Source organism: Aurantimonas endophytica (genome assembly GCF_014196845.1).
Lineage (GTDB): Bacteria > Pseudomonadota > Alphaproteobacteria > Rhizobiales > Rhizobiaceae > Aurantimonas > Aurantimonas endophytica.
Genome location: NZ_JACIEM010000005.1, coordinates 57142 through 75898 on the forward strand (window position 1 = coordinate 57142; position 18757 = coordinate 75898).

The 18757-nt window shown below is 67.9% G+C and carries 19 protein-coding genes; 13 read left to right on the plus strand and 6 right to left on the minus strand.

The window, feature by feature from the left end; genetic code table 11:
- Entirely contained in the window at positions 1-438 is a 438-nt protein-coding gene (locus GGR03_RS17835; protein ID WP_183210140.1) for a DUF1810 domain-containing protein, read from the plus strand.
- Between the two features lie 37 nt (positions 439-475).
- Here the strand turns inward: GGR03_RS17835 and GGR03_RS17840 are convergent, their stop codons facing one another.
- Together GGR03_RS17840 and GGR03_RS17845 are read right to left on the minus strand one after the other, a co-directional pair.
- The gene (locus GGR03_RS17840) at positions 476-814 is read right to left on the minus strand and encodes a DUF5335 family protein (RefSeq protein WP_183210141.1); all 339 of its coding nucleotides are present in this window, start codon (positions 812-814) and stop codon (positions 476-478) included.
- A gap of 157 nt (positions 815-971) precedes the next feature.
- The gene (locus tag GGR03_RS17845; protein WP_183210142.1) at positions 972-1652 is read right to left on the minus strand and encodes a phosphoribosyltransferase; all 681 of its coding nucleotides are present in this window, start codon (positions 1650-1652) and stop codon (positions 972-974) included.
- Between the two features lie 139 nt (positions 1653-1791).
- Here GGR03_RS17845 and GGR03_RS17850 point away from each other — a divergent pair, with 139 nt between their 5' ends.
- Complete coding sequence (locus tag GGR03_RS17850) at positions 1792-3903, plus strand: DUF294 nucleotidyltransferase-like domain-containing protein (RefSeq protein ID WP_183210143.1); 2112 nt, start codon at positions 1792-1794, stop codon at positions 3901-3903.
- A gap of 6 nt (positions 3904-3909) precedes the next feature.
- Here GGR03_RS17850 and GGR03_RS17855 read toward each other — a convergent pair whose 3' ends face one another.
- Positions 3910-4542 (minus strand): hypothetical protein, encoded by a 633-nt coding sequence (locus GGR03_RS17855; RefSeq protein WP_183210144.1) that lies wholly within the window; start codon positions 4540-4542, stop codon positions 3910-3912.
- A gap of 273 nt (positions 4543-4815) precedes the next feature.
- Here GGR03_RS17855 and GGR03_RS17860 point away from each other — a divergent pair, with 273 nt between their 5' ends.
- The 4 genes from GGR03_RS17860 to GGR03_RS17875 all read left to right on the plus strand — a co-directional run bounded on the left by GGR03_RS17860 (position 4816) and on the right by GGR03_RS17875 (position 7818).
- Complete coding sequence (locus tag GGR03_RS17860; protein WP_183210145.1) at positions 4816-5070, plus strand: DUF4212 domain-containing protein; 255 nt, start codon at positions 4816-4818, stop codon at positions 5068-5070.
- A gap of 13 nt (positions 5071-5083) precedes the next feature.
- Positions 5084-7075, plus strand: a complete 1992-nt coding sequence (locus tag GGR03_RS17865; RefSeq protein ID WP_183210146.1) for a sodium:solute symporter family protein — start codon at positions 5084-5086, stop codon at positions 7073-7075.
- A 109-nt stretch (positions 7076-7184) separates the two neighbouring features.
- Positions 7185-7493, plus strand: coding sequence for a YggT family protein (locus GGR03_RS17870; protein WP_183210147.1), 309 nt, complete (start codon positions 7185-7187; stop codon positions 7491-7493).
- 4 nt (positions 7494-7497) lie between these two features.
- Positions 7498-7818 (plus strand): hypothetical protein, encoded by a 321-nt coding sequence (locus tag GGR03_RS17875; RefSeq protein ID WP_183210148.1) that lies wholly within the window; start codon positions 7498-7500, stop codon positions 7816-7818.
- 10 nt (positions 7819-7828) lie between these two features.
- On the opposite strand, the gene GGR03_RS17880 is transcribed toward GGR03_RS17875, so the two are convergent.
- Positions 7829-8233, minus strand: coding sequence for a YbaN family protein (locus GGR03_RS17880; protein WP_210292201.1), 405 nt, complete (start codon positions 8231-8233; stop codon positions 7829-7831).
- Between the two features lie 267 nt (positions 8234-8500).
- Between GGR03_RS17880 and GGR03_RS17885 the strand changes: the two genes are divergently transcribed.
- Positions 8501-9124, plus strand: a complete 624-nt coding sequence (locus tag GGR03_RS17885) for a methyltransferase domain-containing protein (RefSeq protein ID WP_183210149.1) — start codon at positions 8501-8503, stop codon at positions 9122-9124.
- 113 nt (positions 9125-9237) lie between these two features.
- Here the strand turns inward: GGR03_RS17885 and GGR03_RS17890 are convergent, their stop codons facing one another.
- Entirely contained in the window at positions 9238-11454 is a 2217-nt protein-coding gene (locus tag GGR03_RS17890; protein WP_183210150.1) for a TonB-dependent hemoglobin/transferrin/lactoferrin family receptor, read from the minus strand.
- Positions 11455-11756: 302 nt separating this feature from the next.
- On the opposite strand from GGR03_RS17890, the gene GGR03_RS17895 reads away from it, so the two are divergent.
- The 5 genes from GGR03_RS17895 to GGR03_RS17915 all read left to right on the plus strand — a co-directional run bounded on the left by GGR03_RS17895 (position 11757) and on the right by GGR03_RS17915 (position 15970).
- On the plus strand, positions 11757-12632 hold the full coding sequence (locus GGR03_RS17895; protein ID WP_183210151.1) for a heme/hemin ABC transporter substrate-binding protein: 876 nt from the start codon (positions 11757-11759) through the stop codon (positions 12630-12632).
- On the plus strand, positions 12622-13722 hold the full coding sequence (locus GGR03_RS17900) for a FecCD family ABC transporter permease (RefSeq protein WP_183210152.1): 1101 nt from the start codon (positions 12622-12624) through the stop codon (positions 13720-13722). The genes GGR03_RS17895 and GGR03_RS17900 overlap by 11 nt, the downstream gene beginning before the upstream one ends.
- A 10-nt stretch (positions 13723-13732) precedes the next feature.
- Positions 13733-14512 carry a heme ABC transporter ATP-binding protein gene (locus tag GGR03_RS17905; protein ID WP_183210153.1) on the plus strand — a complete coding sequence of 260 codons (780 nt, stop codon included), beginning with the start codon at positions 13733-13735 and terminating at the stop codon, positions 14510-14512.
- A gap of 16 nt (positions 14513-14528) precedes the next feature.
- Positions 14529-15554, plus strand: a complete 1026-nt coding sequence (locus tag GGR03_RS17910) for a hemin-degrading factor (RefSeq protein WP_183210154.1) — start codon at positions 14529-14531, stop codon at positions 15552-15554.
- 221 nt (positions 15555-15775) lie between these two features.
- On the plus strand, positions 15776-15970 hold the full coding sequence (locus GGR03_RS17915; RefSeq protein WP_183210155.1) for a hypothetical protein: 195 nt from the start codon (positions 15776-15778) through the stop codon (positions 15968-15970).
- Between the two features lie 66 nt (positions 15971-16036).
- On the opposite strand, the gene GGR03_RS17920 is transcribed toward GGR03_RS17915, so the two are convergent.
- On the minus strand, positions 16037-17365 hold the full coding sequence (locus GGR03_RS17920; RefSeq protein ID WP_343058864.1) for a chloride channel protein: 1329 nt from the start codon (positions 17363-17365) through the stop codon (positions 16037-16039).
- Between the two features lie 309 nt (positions 17366-17674).
- Between GGR03_RS17920 and GGR03_RS17925 the strand changes: the two genes are divergently transcribed.
- A complete protein-coding gene (locus GGR03_RS17925) occupies positions 17675-18751 on the plus strand; it encodes an NAD(P)-dependent alcohol dehydrogenase (RefSeq protein WP_183210157.1) in 1077 nt (358 codons plus the stop codon).
- Positions 18752-18757 lie beyond the last annotated feature (6 nt).

Below are 18757 nucleotides of genomic sequence, written 5' to 3' on the forward strand. Positions count from 1 at the left end.
ATGGAGCAGCGCCACGACCTCCACCGGTTCGTCGAAGCGCAGGACCCGGTCATCGCGACGGTGCTGGCGGAACTCGTCGCGGGCCGGAAGCGAAGCCACTGGATGTGGTTCGTCTTCCCGCAGCTTCAGGGGCTTGGCCGCTCGCCGACGGCGCAGTTCTACGCCATCGGCTCGGCCGAAGAGGCGCGCGCCTACCTCGATCACCCGGTGCTCGGGCCGCGCCTGAAGCGCTGCACGGAAACGGTGCTCGGCGTCGAGGGTCGCTCGGCGAACACTATTTTCGGCTCCCCGGACGACATGAAGTTCCATTCGTCGATGACGCTCTTCGCCAAGGTGGCGCCAGCGGAAGAAGGGCTCTTTCACCGCGCACTCGACCGCTATTTCGAGGGCCGGATGGACGCCGGCACCCTGGCGCTGCTTGACCGGGAAGAGAGCTGACGCCGACGACCAGCGGAGCGACCGCCGGCGCCCGCAGTCACGACCAGCTGGTCAGCATCAGCGGCTCGGTCAGCTGCACGATCTGATGCCGGTCCTCGGCGTCGATGATCTCCATGCTCCGCAGGCCGTCGAGCCCGTCGTCGACGACGATCTGGCGTGGGTGGCGGATGAGATGGTCGACGCCCTCGAGGGCGATCTCCAGCAGGTCGCTTCTCGGCTCGTAGGCGATGCCGAGCAGCGGCAGCGACGAAGCCGCCACCTGGTGGCCGAGGGACAGCCCGGAGATCTCGATACTGGCGCGCTGTCCGGCCAGCCCCTTGGAAACCCGGTCGCAATATGACTGCCATTCGGTCTTGTCGAGCACTCGGATGGACATGGTCTCACCTCCCTGATCGCATTTTCCGCCGGCAGGGCCGGCGTCGCCACGGATATTCGCACACGATCCGGCGAACGGGATGATCCGGATCAAATGGGCGTCGGCACCGGAACACCCGCCTGCCGCCGCATGGAGCCCGCCGCCCCACGGGCGACGATCAACTGCCTGCCGCGTCGCCGCGGCTCTCCCGTGCCCGCTCGGCCGGGAAGCGCGCGAGGATCGCCTGGACCGCCTCGTCCGAGGTCTGCGTGAAATCGTCGTAGTAATAGCCGATGGCGTCGAGCCGTTGCTGCGGCTCGGGGCAGACGACCGCATCGGCCTCCTCCGCTAAATCCGCAAGGGAGTCGGCGGCGGCGACCGGGATGGCAAGGACGAGGCGCTTCGGATTCTGCTGCCTCACGGCGTGCAGGGCCGCCCTGGCGGTCGCGCCGGTGGCGAGCCCGTCGTCGACGACGATGACCATCCGACCGGCAAGGCGAGCGCGCGGCCGATCGCCGAGATAGATCAGCCGCCGCCGGGCGATCTCTGCGAGTTCTGCAGCGAGGACGCGCTCGAACGTCGCTTCATCGACGTCGGCCGCCCGGATGATCTGCGGGATGCGGACGACCAGCGGCACCTCGCCGTCGACGACGGCGCCCATGGCAAGCTCCGGCTGATCCGGCACGCCGATCTTGCGCACCAGCACGAGATCCAGCGGCGCGTCGAGCGCCGTGGCGATTTCCGCTGCCACCGGCACCCCGCCGCGCGGCAGCGCCAGCACGACGACATCCTCGCCCTTGTAGCCCGCAAGCTCCGCGGCGAGCCTGCGGCCGGCATCGACGCGGTCCCGGAACATCATGACAGCTCCTTGCCGATCGGTGGATATTACCGCATTGCGCAACGTCAAGACAGAGCTGGGGCCGATCGTGCATCCTGCGGGTTCCGGGCGGCGCGGCAGCGGACCTCGGGTAACCCGCGACCCTTCGAAAGGCGGTGCCATGGAGACGACAACCGGCGCGACGCCCTTGATCGCGCTTGCCGCTGCGGCGGTCGACACCGAGACCACGGGCCCCGACGCCGGCCGGGCGCGGATAATCCAGATCGGGGCGGTCGGCATAGAGCGCGGCAAGGTCGTGCCGGGCGATCGGCTCGACCTGCTGGTCGATCCGGGGGAGCCGATTCCGCCCGCATCGACGCGGATTCACGGGATCAGCGACTCCGACGTCCGCAGCGCGGCAAGCTTTGCCGCGGAATGGCCGACGCTCCAGCGCTTCGTCGGCTCGCGCATTCTCGTCGGTCACACGATCGGCTTCGACCTTGCGGTGCTCGAGCGGGAATGTCGGCGGGCGGGCCTCGCCTGGGAAAAGCCCCGCTCCCTCTGTGTCCGGCTGCTTGCAACGGTGGCGCACCCGCAACTCGCCGATCATTCGCTGGACATGATCGCAGACTGGCTGGGGGTGAGGGTGGAGGGCCGGCACACCGGATTGGGCGACGCGATCGCGGCGGGCGAGATCTTCGTCGCGCTCCTTCCGGAACTGCGCAAGCAGGGCATCCGCACGCTGGGCGAGGCGGAGAACGCGTGCCTGATGCTGTCGCATGCGCTCGAGGCCGGCCATCGCGCCGGCTGGGTGGAGCCGGTGGCGCGGCCGCGTGCCCCGGCCTTTCAGCCGGTCGACCCCTACGCCTATCGCCACCGCGTCGACACCTTGATGAGCCATCCCCCGGTGGTGGTGGCCGCGAGCGAGCCGGCAGGGCGCGTCATCGACCTGATGGTGACGCGCAAGATCAGCTCGGTGCTGGTCTCCGAGCGCGGCGTGCCGGGCGAGCCGGTCGAGGCCTACGGCATCGTCACGGAGCGCGACATGCTGCGGCAGATCTCCAACGAGCGCGAGGAGGCCTTGGCTGCCCCCGTGGGAGCGATCGCCTCCCGCCCGCTCGCCAGCGTACGCGCTGCTGCCTTCGCCTACCGGGCGATCGGCCGGATGGACCGGCTGGGGCTGCGCCATCTCGCGGTGCGCAGCGACGACGGCCGGCTTGTCGGCATGCTGTCGGCGCGCGACCTGCTGCGCCTGCGCGCCGGCTCGGCGATCAAGCTGGACGACGCGATCGAGGACGCTCCTGACGCCGCCGCGCTCGCCGCGGCCTGGGCGACACTGCCGGGCGTCGCGCGCTCGCTGCTGGGCGAGGACATCGACGCAAGGAGCGTCGCCTCGATCGTCAGCGAGGAGCTCTGCGCGCTGACCCGGCGGGCCGCCGTGCTGGCCGAACAGGCGATGCAGGCCGCGGGCGAGGGACCGCCGCCATCACCCTATGCCGTCCTCGTTCTGGGGTCCGGAGGACGGGGCGAGAGCCTGCTGGCGCCGGACCAGGACAATGCCGTGATCTTCGCCGAGGGCGATCCGGACGGGCCGGAAGACCGCTGGTTCGCCGCCTTCGGGGAGCTTCTGGCCGCGATGCTGGACGCGGCCGGCGTGCCTTTCTGCCGCGGCGGCGTCATGGCGAAGAATCCCGGCTTCCGGGGCAGCCTGGAAAGCTGGAAGGCGCGCGTCGACCAATGGGTGCGTCGTTCGCGGCCGGAGGATCTCCTGAATGTCGACATCGTCTTCGATCTCCGGCCGGTCCACGGCGATCTGGCGCTGGGTGCCGGTTTCCTCGACTACGCCTACGAGCGCGGCCACGCGGAGCCTGCCTTCGCCAAGCTGCTCGGCGAGCAGATCGTCGCCGGCACGCCGTTCACGATGTTCGGCAGCCTGCAGCTCGAGGAGGGGCGCTTCGACATCAAGAAGCATGGGCTCTTCCCCATCGTCGCGGCGGCGCGGACGCTCGCCATCCGGAACGATGTGCGGGCGGCCGGAACGCGCGACCGGCTGGAGGGGCTGATGGCGCGCGGCATCGGTGGCGAGCGGGACATGAAGGCCATGGCGGAGGGCCACGACCTCTTGCTCCGGCTGGCTCTCGCCCAGCAGACGCGCGATATCTATGCCGGGATCGCCGTGTCCAACCGGGTCGAGCTGGCGGCGCTGAGCCGCGAGCAGCAGAAGGACCTCAAGCAGCTGGTGCGAAGGCTCCAGGCGGTACCGGACCTGCTGCACGATCTGATGTTTCGCTGACGCTGCTCAGTGGCGCGACGGGCCGAGGAGTTCGTCGGCGATGGCGGCGCGATCGGCGAGGTTGAGGAAATCCTCGTGCGCCCGCAGGATGTTCATGCGCAGGAAGTTGAAGATGTAGTCGTAGTCGTTGGTCAGCAGGTCCGGGTGGATGGGCACCGCCTCGAAGACCTTTCGGGCGAGCGGCTTCGGGATCTCCCGCACCGGCCGGGGCGGACCGGCCTGGGTCTTGGCGAGGCGCTCGCGGGTGAGGGCGACGGCGTCCTCCCAGTAGCTCTCGTCGCGACCCGCGGGCACGCCGTAGCGCGAGAAATTGGCGCGCGCGACCTTCTCGAGGGCGGCCGGCAGACCGCGCTGGCGCGTCCCGGCCGGCTCGCGCAGCGCTCCCTCGATCATCTCCGCGAGCATGGCGTAGCAGGCCGGATAGGCGCTCCAGCGGGAATGATCGAGCGCCTCGATAAACTCCTTTTCAGTGAAAAGCTTCTGCCAGTAGACGCCGGCGCGCACGCGGCAGAATTCCACGATGCTCTTCTGCGACAGGAACGCCGCCCGCGCATCCATGAAGTCGGCGAGGTCCGCGACGGTCGTGATGGGCTCGGGTCGCCGCAGAAAACCGGGCAGCAAAGTATCCAACAGGCCCATGGCTGTCTCCCTTCGGTCCCGTTGCGGCCGAAGCCGAGGTCTACAAGGCACGACGCCCGCCCGCCAGTGCCGGCCGACAATTCCCCTCGGTTTCATTCTAAAGTCGTATGAACTTCGACAGCGATCAATGGTACCCATTCCAGATTACGTGGCGGCAGGACCGATTCTGCCCTGCGCATAGTCGGGAGCTCCGGCATCGTAAGGCAGGGGAACTACTTAACAGGGCCAGCCGGTCGAGGAGGATCGCGGCTCATAAAGGGAGGGATACAAGCGATGGCTGTGCTGGATCGCATCAGTTATTGGAAGCAGACAAGAAGGCTCATGTTCATCATGCTGGGCCTGTGGTTCTTCTTCGGATACTTCATCCACTTTTTCGTGGAGCAACTGAACGAGATCGTCATCTTCGGCTTCCCGCTGGGCTTCTACATGGCCGCGCAGGGGTCGCTGATCGCCTTCGTCATCATGCTGTTCATCTTCGCTAGCAAGCAGAACAGGATCGACGAAGAACACAACGTCGACGAAGAGTGAGGGGGGGACGTCAATGGCAGATACTACCGTAGGCGGATCGGCAGGTAAGGGAGACTTCCTCTCCAATATCGGCCGCATCTACACGATCTACACCGGCGGCTTCATCGCCTTCGTGCTCCTGATGGCGCTGCTCAGCTGGCTGGGCGTTCCGAACGTCATCATCGGCTATCTCTTCGTCGGCTTCACCATCGCCATCTACGCGATCATCGGCATCCTCAGCCGCACCATGCAGGTCGGCGAGTATTACGTGGCCGGCCGCCGCGTCCCGGCGATCTACAACGGCATGGCCACCGGCGCCGACTGGATGTCCGGCGCTTCCTTCGTCGGCATGGCGGGCACGCTCTACCTGCTCGGCTATGACGGCCTCGCCTTCGTCCTCGGCTGGACCGGCGGCTACGTGCTCGTGGCCATCCTCGTCGCGCCGTATCTGCGCAAGTTCGGCGCCTACACGGTTCCCGACTTCCTGTCGGCCCGCTACGGCGGCAACTTTGCCCGCCTCATCGGCGTCGTCGTTCTGTTCTCCTGCTCGTTCACCTACGTGGTCGCGCAGATCTATGCCACGGGCATCATCTCGGCCCGCTTCCTCGGCCTCGACTTCAACGTCGCGGTCTATGTCGGCCTCGCCGGCATTCTGGTCTGTTCCATGCTCGGCGGCATGCGCGCCGTCACCTGGACACAGGTCGCGCAGTACATCGTGCTGATCATCGCCTACCTCATCCCGGCCATCTGGATGTCGACGGTGCTGACCGGCGTGCCGATCCCGCAGCTGATGCAGGGTGAGGCGCTGCAGAACATCGCTGCGCTCGAACAGGCCCAGGGACTGGCGGTCGGCCATGCCACGCCGTTCGCGCATGGCGGCTACAACGCCCTCAACTACTTCCTGCTCATCCTCTGCCTGATGGTCGGCACGGCATCGCTGCCGCACGTCCTGATGCGCTATTTCACGACGCCTTCCGTCCGTGAGGCGCGCGTGTCGGTGGCGTGGTCGCTGCTGTTCATCTTCCTGCTCTACTTCACGGCGCCGGCCTATGCGGCTTTCGCGAAGTGGACGATGCTCGACCTGGTGGCATCCGGCCTGACGCCGGACAACATCGCCGAAAAGGCCGGCTGGATGATGCGATGGGCGGCGGCGGACAACGCTCTCGTCCAGATCTGCGGCGCTGCCGCGGTGGATGCGGCGGCCATCGCAGCGGCCTGTGCGACACAGGGCGTGACCACGATCGGCTTCGCCAACATCAACCTCAACCCCGACATGATCGTGCTTGCCACGCCGGAAATGGCCGGCATGCCCTATGTCATCTCGGGTCTCGTCGCTGCCGGTGGTCTCGCCGCCGCGCTGTCGACGGCTGATGGCCTGCTGCTGGCCATCGCCAACGCGCTCAGCCACGACATCTACTACAAGATGATCGACCAGAACGCGCCGACCTCGCGCCGCCTGATCGTGTCGCGGGTGCTGCTGGTGCTCGTGGCGCTCTGCGCAGCCTACGTGGCGTCCACCAAGCCGGGCGACATCCTGGCGATGGTGTCGTGGGCGTTCTCGCTTGCTGCGGCGGGGCTGTTCCCGGCGCTGGTGCTGGGCGTCTGGTGGAAGCGCAATAACACGCCGGGCGCCGTGGCCGGCATGATCGCGGGCTTCGGCATCTGCCTCTACTACCTGCTCGGCACCCGCTACGGCGCCGTCGGCTTCTACGAGACGTGGAGCGGACTCTCCACGGCTTCGGCAGAGGCAGTCGCGCAGTATGCCGAGCTCAAGGCGGCCTATGCGGCGGCGGCACCTGAGGCACAGGCTGCTGCCTGGGCGGCGCTCGACAAGCATGCCCAGACGATCGCCAACTGGTGGGGTGTGAAGAACCTCTCGGCCGCGGCGTTCGGACTGCCGGTCGGCTTCCTGGTGATGATCGTCGTCTCGCGGCTGACCAAGGAGCCGTCCGCCGAGATGCAGGCCTTCATCGAGGAACTGCGCGTCCCGCGCGGCAAGACCATGATGGAAGAAAAGACCGCCTGACCCCTGAAGGTCGGCAGTCGAAGCGGGGTCCGGCAACGGGCCCCGCTTTCATTTCAGGCGTGCCGCTGCCATAACGCGCCGGCATCGCAGCATCGGATGTCTCCCCCGCATGAACGATTTCTGGTCCTACTGGTATTTCCACATCCCGAACTTCGTGCTGGCGGCGGTGGCCTATACGCTGATCGGCCGTTTCGTTCTCGGGATATTCGTGCCGGAAAACTGGGACAACTACATCTGGCGGGCCTTCAAAGGGATCACCGACCCGTTCCTGCGGGTCGTGCGCTTCGTCACCCCGGCCGTCCTGACGCAGCCGGTGGTGATGATCTTCGGCGTGCTTTGGCTGATGGCCCTCAGGGTGGCCTATCTCGCGCTGCTGGTGCGGCTGGGGCTCGCCCCGATGGCTTCGCAGGTGGGCTGAGGCGATGGAAAAGAACGCACTCGTTCCGGTCATGGCCGTCGCCATCGTCAACGGCATCTTCTCGCCATGGGTGCTGATGGTCTTCCTGCTCTATCCGGTCTGGTATCCCGGCTGGCTGCCGCCCTACAGCCAGATCGTCTACATGATGAGCGCGCTGATCCTGTCGACGCTGACCATCATGGCCGCCGGCGTCCCGGCGGCGCTCTACGAGCGCTGGGCTGCCCGGCCGAGCGGCACCGTCGTGGCCGGCATCTGGCTGGCCGGCACCGTGCTGCTGTCGTTGCCCGCCATTCCCAATGTCATACGGGCGCTGAGCGGCGGCTGACCTCCCGGTCCTATCGCGGCTCGTGCGTCGGGGTTCTATCCGCGTCGGAGCGGATGCGCTGCGGCTCGGGCCGTGTCGCGACGAAGAAGCCGGCGCCGGCCAAGGCCAGGAACTGGATGGCGAGCACGGTCGCGCCGACGCCCAAGAGCCAGCTTCCGACGAAGGTGACGGCCATAACCGCGAGCGCCGTATGCTTGGCCCGCCGGCTGATCGTGCCGCCCTGGCGCCAGTTGCGGATGGGCGGGCCGAGCACCGAATGGCCGATGAGCCAGGCCTCGATCCGTGGCGAGCCGCGCGAGAAGGCAAAGGCGCTGAGCAGCAGGAAGGGCGTCGCAGGCAACAGCGGAAGCACCGCGCCGGCGGCGCCGGCGACGAGGGAGAGGCCTCCGAGAAGGAGCCATAGCCACCGCATCATTTCGTCTCCCGGCCGCCGACCGGCGGTCATTCCCGTCGCAGATAGGGGACGCGGGGGCAGGGCGCCAGACGAAGGCGAGGCGAGGGCACCTGGAATCTGCCCCGCCACGGCGGGGGCCTTGTGTTGCGCCGCTCTCACGCCGACGCTAGCACTGCCAAGAGGTCCCCGAGGGTCTGGCGAGGGATCGATTGGGCCGAGATCTGATGTTGAAACGACCGGCCACGAGGTGCCGGGCCATGGGAAACGGCGGATGACGGGGTTGGGCGGATGACCTCCTGGCTGCACCGGCAGCGGCTCGATGCCGTGCTGGGCGTCGTGCGCGCCTCGAAAGCGAGCAGCGTCCTTGATCTCGGCTGCGGCGACGGGGATCTGCTGACCGAGCTGGCGGAGGAACCGCAGATCGAGCGGCTCGTCGGCATCGACCTGTCGCATGAGGCGCTGGCGCGGCTGCGCGTCCGCCTCGGCAGCCTGCTCGACGACGGCAGTGACCGCATCAAGCTCGTCCATGGGTCGCTGATCGAGGCCGGGCCGCGATATGCCGGCTTCGACTGCGCGGTGCTGGTCGAGACCATCGAGCATGTCGACCCCGCCCGCCTCGGCTCCCTCGAGCGTGCGGTGTTCGCCACCATGCGGCCCGCAACGGTGGTGGTCACGACGCCGAATGCCGAGTTCAACCGCCTGCTCGGCGTTCCCGCGAACCGTTTCCGGCATCCAGATCACCGCTTCGAATGGGATCGCCCGCGTTTTCGCCAATGGGCCGAAGGTGTCGCCTCCCGCAACGGCTACCAGGTGAGCTGCTCCGACATTGCCGGAAACCACCGCGACCTCGGCGGCACGAGTCAGATGGCGGTATTCGAGAGGCCGCACGGCGACGAAACCGCACGGCCCTAGATACGACAGAATGTGCCTCCCGCCGGCGGGCAAGCTGCCGGAGGGAGGCAGGCAGGTGCATCGCTGACCCGCTGCGCCGCAGCCGGCAGGGCTGCGGCCTGGGGCCTCCTCGCTCAGAACTGGTAGGTGACGTTCACCTTGAACGAGCGGCCGGGCTCGGAATAGTAGAGATCCGGCTGCGACGGGCTGTCGGGCACATTGACCGCGTCGTAGTAGGTCTTGTCGAAGACGTTGAAGATGCCACCGGCCACCTTGAAGCCGGGCAGGGCCTCCGGCGCATACCAGGCGGTCATGTCGACCACGCCGTAGCCGGGCGCCTCGTATCCCTCGTCGACCTTGTCGCGACGTGCCGCCAGCTTGGTGGTGACCTCGCCGCCCCATTCGAGCCTCGCATAGCCGAGGCCGAGGATTGCGGTCAGCGGCGGCACCGAGTCGAGATAGGTGTCGTCGGTGAGGTTGCGTCCCTCGGCGTAGGCCAGCGAGCCGCGGGCCGTCCAGTAGTCGAGGAAGCGGACATGGCCGCCAAGCTCGACGCCGGAGATGCGGGCGTCGGGGATGTTGCGGTAGCTGGAGATGCCGCCCTGGGGATAAAGCGGGTTGCAGTTCGTCGGCTCGACGAAGCAGGATGGCGCCAACTGCACGACGTCGATGAAGTTCTCGTATTCCGTCCGGAAGATGTTGACGTGGGCGCCGTAGTCGGCGGTCTCGTACTTCAGTCCGATGTCGAAGCCGTCGCTGCGCTCGGCCTCCAGTTCGGGATTGCCGGCGCGCAGATAGGTGCCGACGGCCCCGAAGCGCGAATAGAGTTCGCTGACGGTCGGGGCGCGGAAGCCCATCGACCACTGTGCATAGGCGGTCAGCTCCGGCAGCAGATCGTATTCCACGAGGATTTTCGGCGAGACCGCCGTGTCGCTGGAATCGGGCGGCAGCGTCCCGTCATAGGCCGCGCTTCCCGCATATTCGTCGGTGAGCTGCGGCGTCTCCTCGTACCAGTCGAAGCGCAGGCCCGGCGTCAGGCGCAGGCGCCCGTCATACAGGCCCATCTCGTCCTCGGCGTAGAAGCCGACGGAGTTGCTGTCGACCTCCGGCGTGTCGGCCTGGTTGGTGTGCAGATTGTTGCAGACCGCGAATGGGCCGGTGTAGGGCCGGCGGCAATTATCCTCGCCGTAAGAATACTGGGTGGTCGTCGCGGTCCGCAGCTCGGTGCCGAAGGTCAGCCGGTGCGAGACGATGCCGGTCTCGAAATTCTCCGTGGCGTGGCCGTTGAAACCGAAGGATTCCTCGGCGAGGCTGTTGTCGCGGTGATAGGGACCGACGACGGAGGTGGAGCGGTAGGCATCGATCGTCGAGTGCCGCTCGACATTCTGGTAGTACAGAACCGCCGAGGCCTCATCCAGCCAGCTGGCGCCCCAGTCCGGCGACAGATAGTCGTAGGTCAACATTGCGCGTTCGCGCTTGACGTCCTCGCCGGATGAATAGTTCCCCGCCAGATAGTTTCCCGTCGCGCCCTGGCTGGTGCGCGTGTCGATGTCGTCGTCGCGGCTGAAGATCTCGCCGGTGACGCCGAAGCGGTGTCCGCCTTCGACATATTGATGCAGCTTGGCAAGGATATTGTACTGGTCGTAGTCGAGCGGGTTGGGCTCGGTTCGCGTCACGCCGAGCGTGTCGATGTCGCCCTGGTTGTCAATCTCGTGGCCACCGCGATAGCCGCCCTGGATCAGGGCGTAGGTGTTCTCGACGCGGATCGCCGCGGCGTTCGAGGTGAACCAGCTTTCGTCGACCGAATCGTAGCCGTTCTTGGTGAGGGCACCGAAGGTCTTGTCGCCCGGTAGGAGGTCCTCCGGGTCGAGCGTGCGCAAGGCGAGGACCCCGCCGAGGGCGCCAGAGCCGAGCAGCGGGTCGGCGCCGCGCGTCAGGTCGAGCGCCGAGAGCGAGCTGAAGTCGAAGCTGTCGGCGCCGCCATTGGCGCCGCGGGTCGCGTCGGCGAGGTAGGGCACCCGGATCCCGTCGATCGTCGTGAGCACGCGCGGCCCTTCCAGGCCGCGAATATTGATCGAGCGCGTGGTGCGGTTGAAGCTGATGCCGGCTTCCTCGGTGCGGCCGAGATCCTCGATACTGTCGATCAGCTTGTTGTCGATGGTGGCACGCAGCGTCGTGCTGGTCGTGACGGTTCCGCCGACACCTTCGCTCGCCGCCGCTTCGCCGGACTCGATGATGACCGGGTCGAGGGTGAGATTGTCTTGCGTGGTGACGGTCTGCGCCCCCGCACCGCCCGTCAGCAGGGCGGAAACCGCCGCGCCCGTCATCATCGCCCGCATCATGTCACGCATCGTCATCGCCCCTCGCGCAGCGCCCCGGAGCCTGCGCTCTCTGGAATTATTCCACGTTATACATCAATGGATTTCCGGTATGACGCTAGATACTGAGGCAAAAGTTGGAGAGTCAATCAGAAAGATTCATTTAATCTATATTAGACGAATTCCAGATTTGCATTGTTCTAATTTAGAGGAATTCTACTCTACAAAAACTTCGACATCTTCTTGACGGGCGGGGACGAATACGACAATCAGGCTCATGTATTCGGCGCTGGCTGCGGTCGGCTCCGCGCACATCCAAGCCAGAGGGATCGACCATGCGCCTGTCCGCCATCGCTACCGCCGCCGTGCTGTGCGCCTTCGCCGTGCCGGCCGGGGCGCAATCCGCCGCCGAGCCGCAGCGGGTGATCACGATCGGCGGGGCGATCACCGAGATCCTCTATGCGCTGGGGGAGGAGGACCGCGTCGTCGCGGTCGACACGACGAGCCTCTATCCGCCGGAGGCGCTCGCCGAGAAGCCCAATGTCGGCTACATGCGCCAGCTCTCCGCCGAAGGCGTGCTGTCGCTCTCACCCGACCTCATCCTGATGGATGAGGGGGCCGGCCCGCAGCAGGCCGTCGAGTTGATCGACGCGGCCGGGGTGGCCGTGCAGCACGTGCTCACCGGCTACACGGTCGAGGAACTGACGGAGAAGGTCCGCACCGTCGCCACCGCCGTCGGCAAGGCGGATGCCGGCGAGGCGATGGCGGCGAAGATCGACGCCGGCTTCGAGGCGCTGGCGGACGATCTTGCCGGCATCGAGGACAGAAAGCGCGTCCTGTTCATCCTGTCGCTGGTAGACGGGCGGATCAACGCCGCGGGCAGCGGCACCGGCGCCGACGCCGTCATCCGTCTTGCCGGTGCTAAAAACGTCTTCGGCGACGTCGAAGGCTACAAGACGTTGTCCTCGGAGGCGGTGGCGGCGCTCGAGCCGGATGCCATCCTGATGGTCACCCGACCTGGGCTGGAGGCGGTCGATCCGCTGACGGTGCCGGGCCTCGCGGCGACGCCGGCCGGGCAGGCGGGAACCGTCATCCGGATGGACGCACTGCATCTCCTGGGCTTCGGTCCCCGGACGCCGGGCGCGTTGCGGGAACTGGCGGCAGCGCTCTACCCAGGCATCATGTCCGCCGAGCCGGCTCATGTCCGTTAGTCCGGCGCTCGCGGGGAGCCGGATGTCGCGCGCCGCAGCCCTTTCCGGCGATCGCAGTGCGCGCGCGAAGATCGGGCTCGGCGTGCTTGCCGCGCTGCTCGCAACTGCCGCGCTGCTGGCGCTGGCGGTCGGTCCGGCGATGCTGTCGCCGGCGACGGTCATGCGCGTCCTGCTCGACGGACCGAACGGTACGACCGAGACGATCTCCGACCGCGTGATCGTCTGGCAGATAAGGCTGCCGCGCGTGCTGCTCGGCGCGCTCGTCGGCGCCTCGCTCGCCACGGTCGGGGCGATGATGCAGGGCCTGTTCCGCAATCCGCTGGCCGATCCGGGCCTCATAGGCGTCTCGTCGGGTGCGGCCTTTGCGGCCGTCGCGACGATCGTCCTGTCCGCCGGCGTGCTGGCGCCTTACGCCGCCCTCTTCGGCATCTATGCGCTGCCGGTGGCGGCGTTCGGTGGCGGTCTCGCCGCGACGCTGGTGATCTATCGGATCGGCACGCTGGCCGGTCGCTCCTCGGTCGCGCTGATGCTGCTGGCCGGCATCGCGCTCGGGGCGCTGGCGGCAGCCGGCACCGGCTTCCTCATCTACATGAGCAATGACGAGCAGCTGCGCGACCTGACCTTCTGGACGCTCGGCGGCCTCGGCGGCGCCAGCTGGGCGAAGCTGGCCGCCGCAGCGCCGATGATGGTCGCCGCGCTGGTCTTCGCGCCGCTGGTCGGCCGCGATCTCAACGGCGTGGTGCTCGGCGAGGCCGAAGCCTTTCATCTCGGCGTGCGGGTGCAGGCACTGAAGCGCGTGACGATCGTGCTCGTCGCCCTCGCCACCGGGGCCGCCGTCGCCGTTTCCGGCACGATCGGCTTCGTCGGCATCGTCGTGCCGCATCTGCTGCGCCTCTGGCTGGGGCCGGACCATCGCTATCTGCTGCCGGCCTCGGCGCTGTTCGGCGCGAGCCTTCTGCTGTTCGCCGACATGGCGGCCCGCACCCTGGTCGCGCCGGCCGAGCTGCCGCTCGGCATACTGACGGCGGCGATCGGCGCGCCGGTGTTCCTGTGGATCCTGCTGCGCCGCCGCGGCGTCGCGGATTATTGAGGCCAGGGGCATGATCCGCATCGACGAAGCCAGCGTGCATTATCGCGGCCGGGCCGCGCTCCACCCCTCGTCGCTCGACGTCGAGCCCGGCGCCTTCACGATCGTCGTCGGGCCGAACGGGGCGGGAAAGTCGACGCTGCTGAAGCTGATGGCCGGCGAGATCGCACCCGACGAGGGCAGCGTGCTGCTCGATGATCGGCTGCTGTCGAGCGTCCCGGCGCGGGAACTCGCCCGCCGCCGCGCGGTTCTGCCGCAGAGCTCGGCGCTCGCCTTTCCCTTCACCGTCGCGGAAGTCGTGCGGCTCGGGCTCGATGCTGGCGGGCGGACGAGCCGGGTCCAGGACATCGTCGACGCGCTGGATCGCGTCGATCTGGCAGGTTTTTCAGGGCGCTACTACCAGGAGCTGTCGGGCGGCGAGCAGCAACGGGTGCATCTCGCCCGCGTGCTCTGCCAGATCGGGCCGCCGGTCGTCCACGGCACGCCGCGCTACCTCTTTCTCGACGAGCCGATCTCCAGCCTCGACATCCGCCATCAGCTGGCGGTGCTGTCGATCGGGCGCGACTTCGCCCGGGCCGGCGGCGGGGTCGTCGCGGTCCTGCACGACCTCAACCTCGCGGCCGGCTTCGCCGATCGTCTGGTCGTCCTGGCGCATGGCGCGATCGTCGCCGATGGCTCGCCCGCCGCCATTCTCACGGACCGGCTCATCGAGAGCGTCTTCGACCTCAAGCTGCGGGTCGGCGCACTGCCGCCGCCCGGCATTCCCTTCGTCCTGCCGCAGACCGCGGCCTGAAACCCAGGAAAACGCCATGGATGCCTCTTCTCTCGCCGCCGCGCTGACACCGGCCGTGCCGTTCTTCGCGACAGGCAAGCGCTCGCGCGATCTCGCCCGCGAACGCGGCCTTTCAGAAGCCGAACTGCTGGCCGAGCATGACGGTCCCGAAGTGGTCCGCCTGCGGCCCGAGATGGCGGCGATCGTCGAGGCGCTGCCGTCGCTCGGCGAGGTGATGTCGCTCACCCGCAACGAGGCTGCGGTGCACGAGATCGTCGGAACCTTCGGCGAGATCAGCCTGTCGGGGCACATGGGGCTGGTGCTCAACCCGCCGCTCGACCTCCGCCTGCTGCTCAAGCACTGGCACCATGCGTTCGCGGTCGAGCTGCCGGACGAGAAGGGCCCGCGCCGCAGCCTGCAGATCTTCGACGCGGCCGGCGAGGCGGTCATCAAGATCCATCTGCGTCCCGCCTCCGACGTCGCCGCCTTCGAGACGCTGCGGGAGCGTTTCGCCGATCCCGCGCCGCAGCCGCTCGCGGTCGTTGCCTATCCGGTCGAGGAGCTCACCGGGACGGCCGATGCCGAGGCGTTCCGCCGCGAGTTCGCCGCCATGCGGGACGTCCACGAGTTCTTCCCGATGCTGCGCCGGCACGGGCTGGATCGCCGCGGCTCGCTCGACCTGATGGACGAGGCTCATGTGCGGCGCCTGGGACAGGGCGCCGCCACGGCGCTGCTGAATGCGGCGAGCGAGCAGGCCCTGCCGATCATGTGCTTCGTCGGCAGCCGCGGCTGCATCCAGATCTTCACCGGCAAGGTGAAGACCATCAAGGCGATGGGGCCGTGGATCAACGTCCTCGACCCGGGCTTCGACCTGCATCTGCGCGAGGATCTGGTGGCCGAGGCATTCGAAGTCCGCAAGCCGTCGAAGGACGGCGACCTTACCACGGTCGAACTCTACGATTCGGAGCGCCGCCTGATCGCGCAGTTCTACGGCGAGCGGCGCCGCGATCATCCGGAAGAAGACGCATGGCGGCAGCTGACAGCCGGGATCGCCGGCGGCTGAGGCTTGCGACGCGATCCGGCAAGGACTGGCGGCTGCATGCACCAGCCCCTTGCCGCGATCCGCCGCGCGCCTCTGAATTGGCAGGAGCAGCTGTCGCGGCTGGCGGTTTTGCCGCGCCGATTGCAAGCGGAACGCGATAAATCGCGTCACCGGCCCTATTTACGATATCCGAGGACTGCCGGTTTTGGCACTTGATCGTTCACGGATACCGCGAGACGCGCATGAATGCCGACATTCCAGATCCCGAGGAGGCGATTGTCGACATGATCCAGCGCCTTCGGGAGGCGGCCGACGAGAACCTGCAGAAGGCTGAAGGAGAAGCCGAGGAGAAGGTCTGGGGTCTGTGCCTCGGCGCAGCGCTGGCCAACGATGCCGCCGACCTGTTCGAAGCGGTTCTTGAGAGGCTCTCCCGGTAGTCACCGGGTACATGAAGGCAGCTTGTATCGCGTCGACCGGCCGCCCGTCTTGTCCTGCATGGGGGTCTATGGGGCGGTTTCCTCGATGTCGCGCGCCTGCGAGCGGCGCAAGCGCAGCACGTCGGCGACGAAGTTGCGCGCGAGGCTGTGGTAGAGCGGCGCGCCGGAGACCAGGCGGGCGGTGCCGAAGCCGAGCAGCGAGGCGAGCATCAGCGGGATGACGTTGCCGTGGTTGCCGGTCATCTCCAGGATGATGACGAAGGCGGTCATCGGCGCCTGAACGACGCCCGCGAAATAGCCGGCCATGGCCAGCGTCGCGGCAAGGCCGGAACCGGCGCCGACGATGACACCGATGGTGGAGCCGAGGCCAGCTCCCACCGCCAGCGACGGAGCGAAGATCCCGCCGGGGATACCGGACGCCATCGAGGCGAGGCTGGCGACGAATTTCTCGGCGAAGAAGAACAGCGGCAGCGGGTCACCCTCGATCGCGCTGCGCGCCTGCTCGTAACCGGTGCCGTAGGTGGCGCCGTCGGAGATGAACCCGACGGCTGCGACGACAACCCCGCAGATCGCTGCCGCGCCGACGGCGCGCCGCATCGGCAGGCTGGCGGACCAGCGCCGGATGCGTCGCAGCATCCAGAGGGCGCTGGCGGTGAACACCGCACCGAGGGCGCCGCCGATGACGCCGCAGGCGATGACCAGACCCCAGTCCTGCAGGGTGTTCGCCACGGCATTGCTCTCGCCGAAATAGGTGTAGTTGCCGGTCAGGCCGAGCGAGGCGAGACCGGCGAGAACGACGGCGGAGAGGACGAGGCCGTTGGTCCGGGCCTCGTAGGCGCGGCCCATCTCCTCGATCGCGAAGACGATGCCGGCGAGCGGCGTGTTGAAGGCCGCGGCGATGCCGGCGGCCGAGCCCGCGAGGATGAGGCCGCGGGCCTGCACCATGCCGCCGAGGCGCCCCGCTGCCAGCATGATGGCCGCCCCGACCTGGACGGTGGGGCCCTCGCGCCCGATCGAGGCGCCGGACAGGAGCCCGAGCAGGGTGAGAAGAATCTTCCCGGCCGCGATGCGCAGCGACAGGAGCTGGCCGCGATCGGCATCGAGTTCGAGGTGACGGGCGGCGATCGCCTGCGGGATGCCGCTGCCTTGCGAATTGGGGAAGAAGCGCAGCGTCAGAAAGGCCGAGAGGGCGAAACCCGCCGGCGGCAGCACCAGCATGGCGACGGTGCCGAATCCGGCACTTGAGCGGATGGATTCGAAGGCCTGGTGCGCGGCGTCCGCCAGGAGGGCGAAGCCGACGCTGACCAGACCGATCGCCAGTGCGCCCGCCCAGAAGATCAGCCGGGGCCGCCAGACGCGCTGGGTGCCCCAGACCACCCGGGATCGCCGCAGCATTCGCGACTTGCGCACGGTTCGGCGTATGGGCGCTGGATCGTGCCGCTGCATGGCAAAGATAACTCTCGGCTGGTGACGCGGCGACAATGGCGAAGGAAGCGCCGGGAGTCGAACCCTTACCTGAGCTTTTGCAGCCGTTGTCCCTTCCTCCCTCCCGGCAGCAAAGGCATCGTGCCGTCGGCCCGGGTCGGCCGGACGCGACTTGCTCTGCATCAAGTCGGCAGCGTCCGGACTGCGCTATCGAGACAGCAGAGCGTGCTGCGCCGCCGCGGCCGCCGCCGATCAGATGACGCCCACTGGAGAGTCGCCATGACGCGCATGATGAAAGCCGCCATCTTCGTCGAGCCCGGTCGAATCGTGCTGGATGAGAAGCCGATCCCCGATGTCGGGCCGCTCGACGCGCTGATCCGCGTCACCACCACGACGATCTGCGGCACCGACGTGCATATCCTGAAAGGCGAGTATCCGGTCGAGAAGGGCCTGACGATCGGCCACGAGCCGGTCGGCGTGATCGAGAAGCTCGGCTCCGCCGTCAGCGGCTACCAGGAGGGTCAGCGGGTCATCGCCGGCGCGATCACGCCGAGCGGCCATTCCTACGCCTGTCTCTGCGGCTGCCATTCCCAGGACGGGGCGGGCACGCGCCACGGCTTCAAGCCGATGGGCGGCTGGCGCTTCGGCAACACGATCGACGGCTGCCAGGCCGAATATCTGCTGGTGCCGGACGCGATGGCCAATCTCAGCCCGGTGCCCGACGCGCTGACCGACGAGCAGGTGCTGATGTGTCCCGACATCATGTCGACGGGCCTGTCGGGCGCCGAAAGCGGCAAGGTGCGGATCGGCGACACGGTGGCGGTCTTCGCGCTCGGGCCGATCGGGCTATGCGCCGCGGCCGGCGCCCGGCTGATGGGCGCGACGACGATCATCGGCGTCGATACGGTGCCCGAGCGGTTGGCCATGGCCCGCAGGCTCGGCGTCGACCACGTCGTCGACTTCAAGGCCGGCGACCCGGTGGAAGCGATCATGAAGCTGACCGACGGCCGCGGCGTCGACGTCGCCATCGAGGCGCTCGGCACGCAGCAGACGTTCGAATCCTGCCTCAAGGTGTTGCGGCCGGGCGGCACGCTCTCCAGCCTCGGCGTCTATTCGGGCGACCTGACCATCCCGCTCGGTCCCTTCATGGCCGGGCTCGGCGACCTGAAGATCGTCACGACGCTCTGCCCCGGCGGCAAGGAGCGCATGCGCCGGCTGATGGACGTGGTAGCGTCCGGCCGCATCGACCTGCAGGCGATGGTGACGCACCGGTTTCCGCTGGAGCGCATCGAGGAAGCCTACGAGCTCTTCGCCAACCAGCGCGACGGCGTGCTGAAGGTGGCGATCACGCCCTGAGGGCGC

What these genes read in the sequence shown, in the direction of transcription:
- GGR03_RS17835 (WP_183210140.1), top strand. Translation starts at nt 1, where the DNA reads ATGGAGCAGCGCCACGACCTCCACCGGTTCGTCGAAGCGCAGGACCCG.
- GGR03_RS17840 (WP_183210141.1), bottom strand. Translation starts at nt 814, where the DNA reads ATGTCCATCCGAGTGCTCGACAAGACCGAATGGCAGTCATATTGCGAC.
- GGR03_RS17845 (WP_183210142.1), bottom strand. Translation starts at nt 1,652, where the DNA reads ATGATGTTCCGGGACCGCGTCGATGCCGGCCGCAGGCTCGCCGCGGAG.
- GGR03_RS17850 (WP_183210143.1), top strand. Translation starts at nt 1,792, where the DNA reads ATGGAGACGACAACCGGCGCGACGCCCTTGATCGCGCTTGCCGCTGCG.
- GGR03_RS17855 (WP_183210144.1), bottom strand. Translation starts at nt 4,542, where the DNA reads ATGGGCCTGTTGGATACTTTGCTGCCCGGTTTTCTGCGGCGACCCGAG.
- GGR03_RS17860 (WP_183210145.1), top strand. Translation starts at nt 4,816, where the DNA reads ATGGCTGTGCTGGATCGCATCAGTTATTGGAAGCAGACAAGAAGGCTC.
- GGR03_RS17865 (WP_183210146.1), top strand. Translation starts at nt 5,084, where the DNA reads ATGGCAGATACTACCGTAGGCGGATCGGCAGGTAAGGGAGACTTCCTC.
- GGR03_RS17870 (WP_183210147.1), top strand. Translation starts at nt 7,185, where the DNA reads ATGAACGATTTCTGGTCCTACTGGTATTTCCACATCCCGAACTTCGTG.
- GGR03_RS17875 (WP_183210148.1), top strand. Translation starts at nt 7,498, where the DNA reads ATGGAAAAGAACGCACTCGTTCCGGTCATGGCCGTCGCCATCGTCAAC.
- GGR03_RS17880 (WP_210292201.1), bottom strand. Translation starts at nt 8,233, where the DNA reads ATGATGCGGTGGCTATGGCTCCTTCTCGGAGGCCTCTCCCTCGTCGCC.
- GGR03_RS17885 (WP_183210149.1), top strand. Translation starts at nt 8,501, where the DNA reads ATGACCTCCTGGCTGCACCGGCAGCGGCTCGATGCCGTGCTGGGCGTC.
- GGR03_RS17890 (WP_183210150.1), bottom strand. Translation starts at nt 11,454, where the DNA reads ATGCGTGACATGATGCGGGCGATGATGACGGGCGCGGCGGTTTCCGCC.
- GGR03_RS17895 (WP_183210151.1), top strand. Translation starts at nt 11,757, where the DNA reads ATGCGCCTGTCCGCCATCGCTACCGCCGCCGTGCTGTGCGCCTTCGCC.
- GGR03_RS17900 (WP_183210152.1), top strand. Translation starts at nt 12,622, where the DNA reads ATGTCCGTTAGTCCGGCGCTCGCGGGGAGCCGGATGTCGCGCGCCGCA.
- GGR03_RS17905 (WP_183210153.1), top strand. Translation starts at nt 13,733, where the DNA reads ATGATCCGCATCGACGAAGCCAGCGTGCATTATCGCGGCCGGGCCGCG.
- GGR03_RS17910 (WP_183210154.1), top strand. Translation starts at nt 14,529, where the DNA reads ATGGATGCCTCTTCTCTCGCCGCCGCGCTGACACCGGCCGTGCCGTTC.
- GGR03_RS17915 (WP_183210155.1), top strand. Translation starts at nt 15,776, where the DNA reads ATGAATGCCGACATTCCAGATCCCGAGGAGGCGATTGTCGACATGATC.
- GGR03_RS17920 (WP_343058864.1), bottom strand. Translation starts at nt 17,365, where the DNA reads ATGCTGCGGCGATCCCGGGTGGTCTGGGGCACCCAGCGCGTCTGGCGG.
- GGR03_RS17925 (WP_183210157.1), top strand. Translation starts at nt 17,675, where the DNA reads ATGACGCGCATGATGAAAGCCGCCATCTTCGTCGAGCCCGGTCGAATC.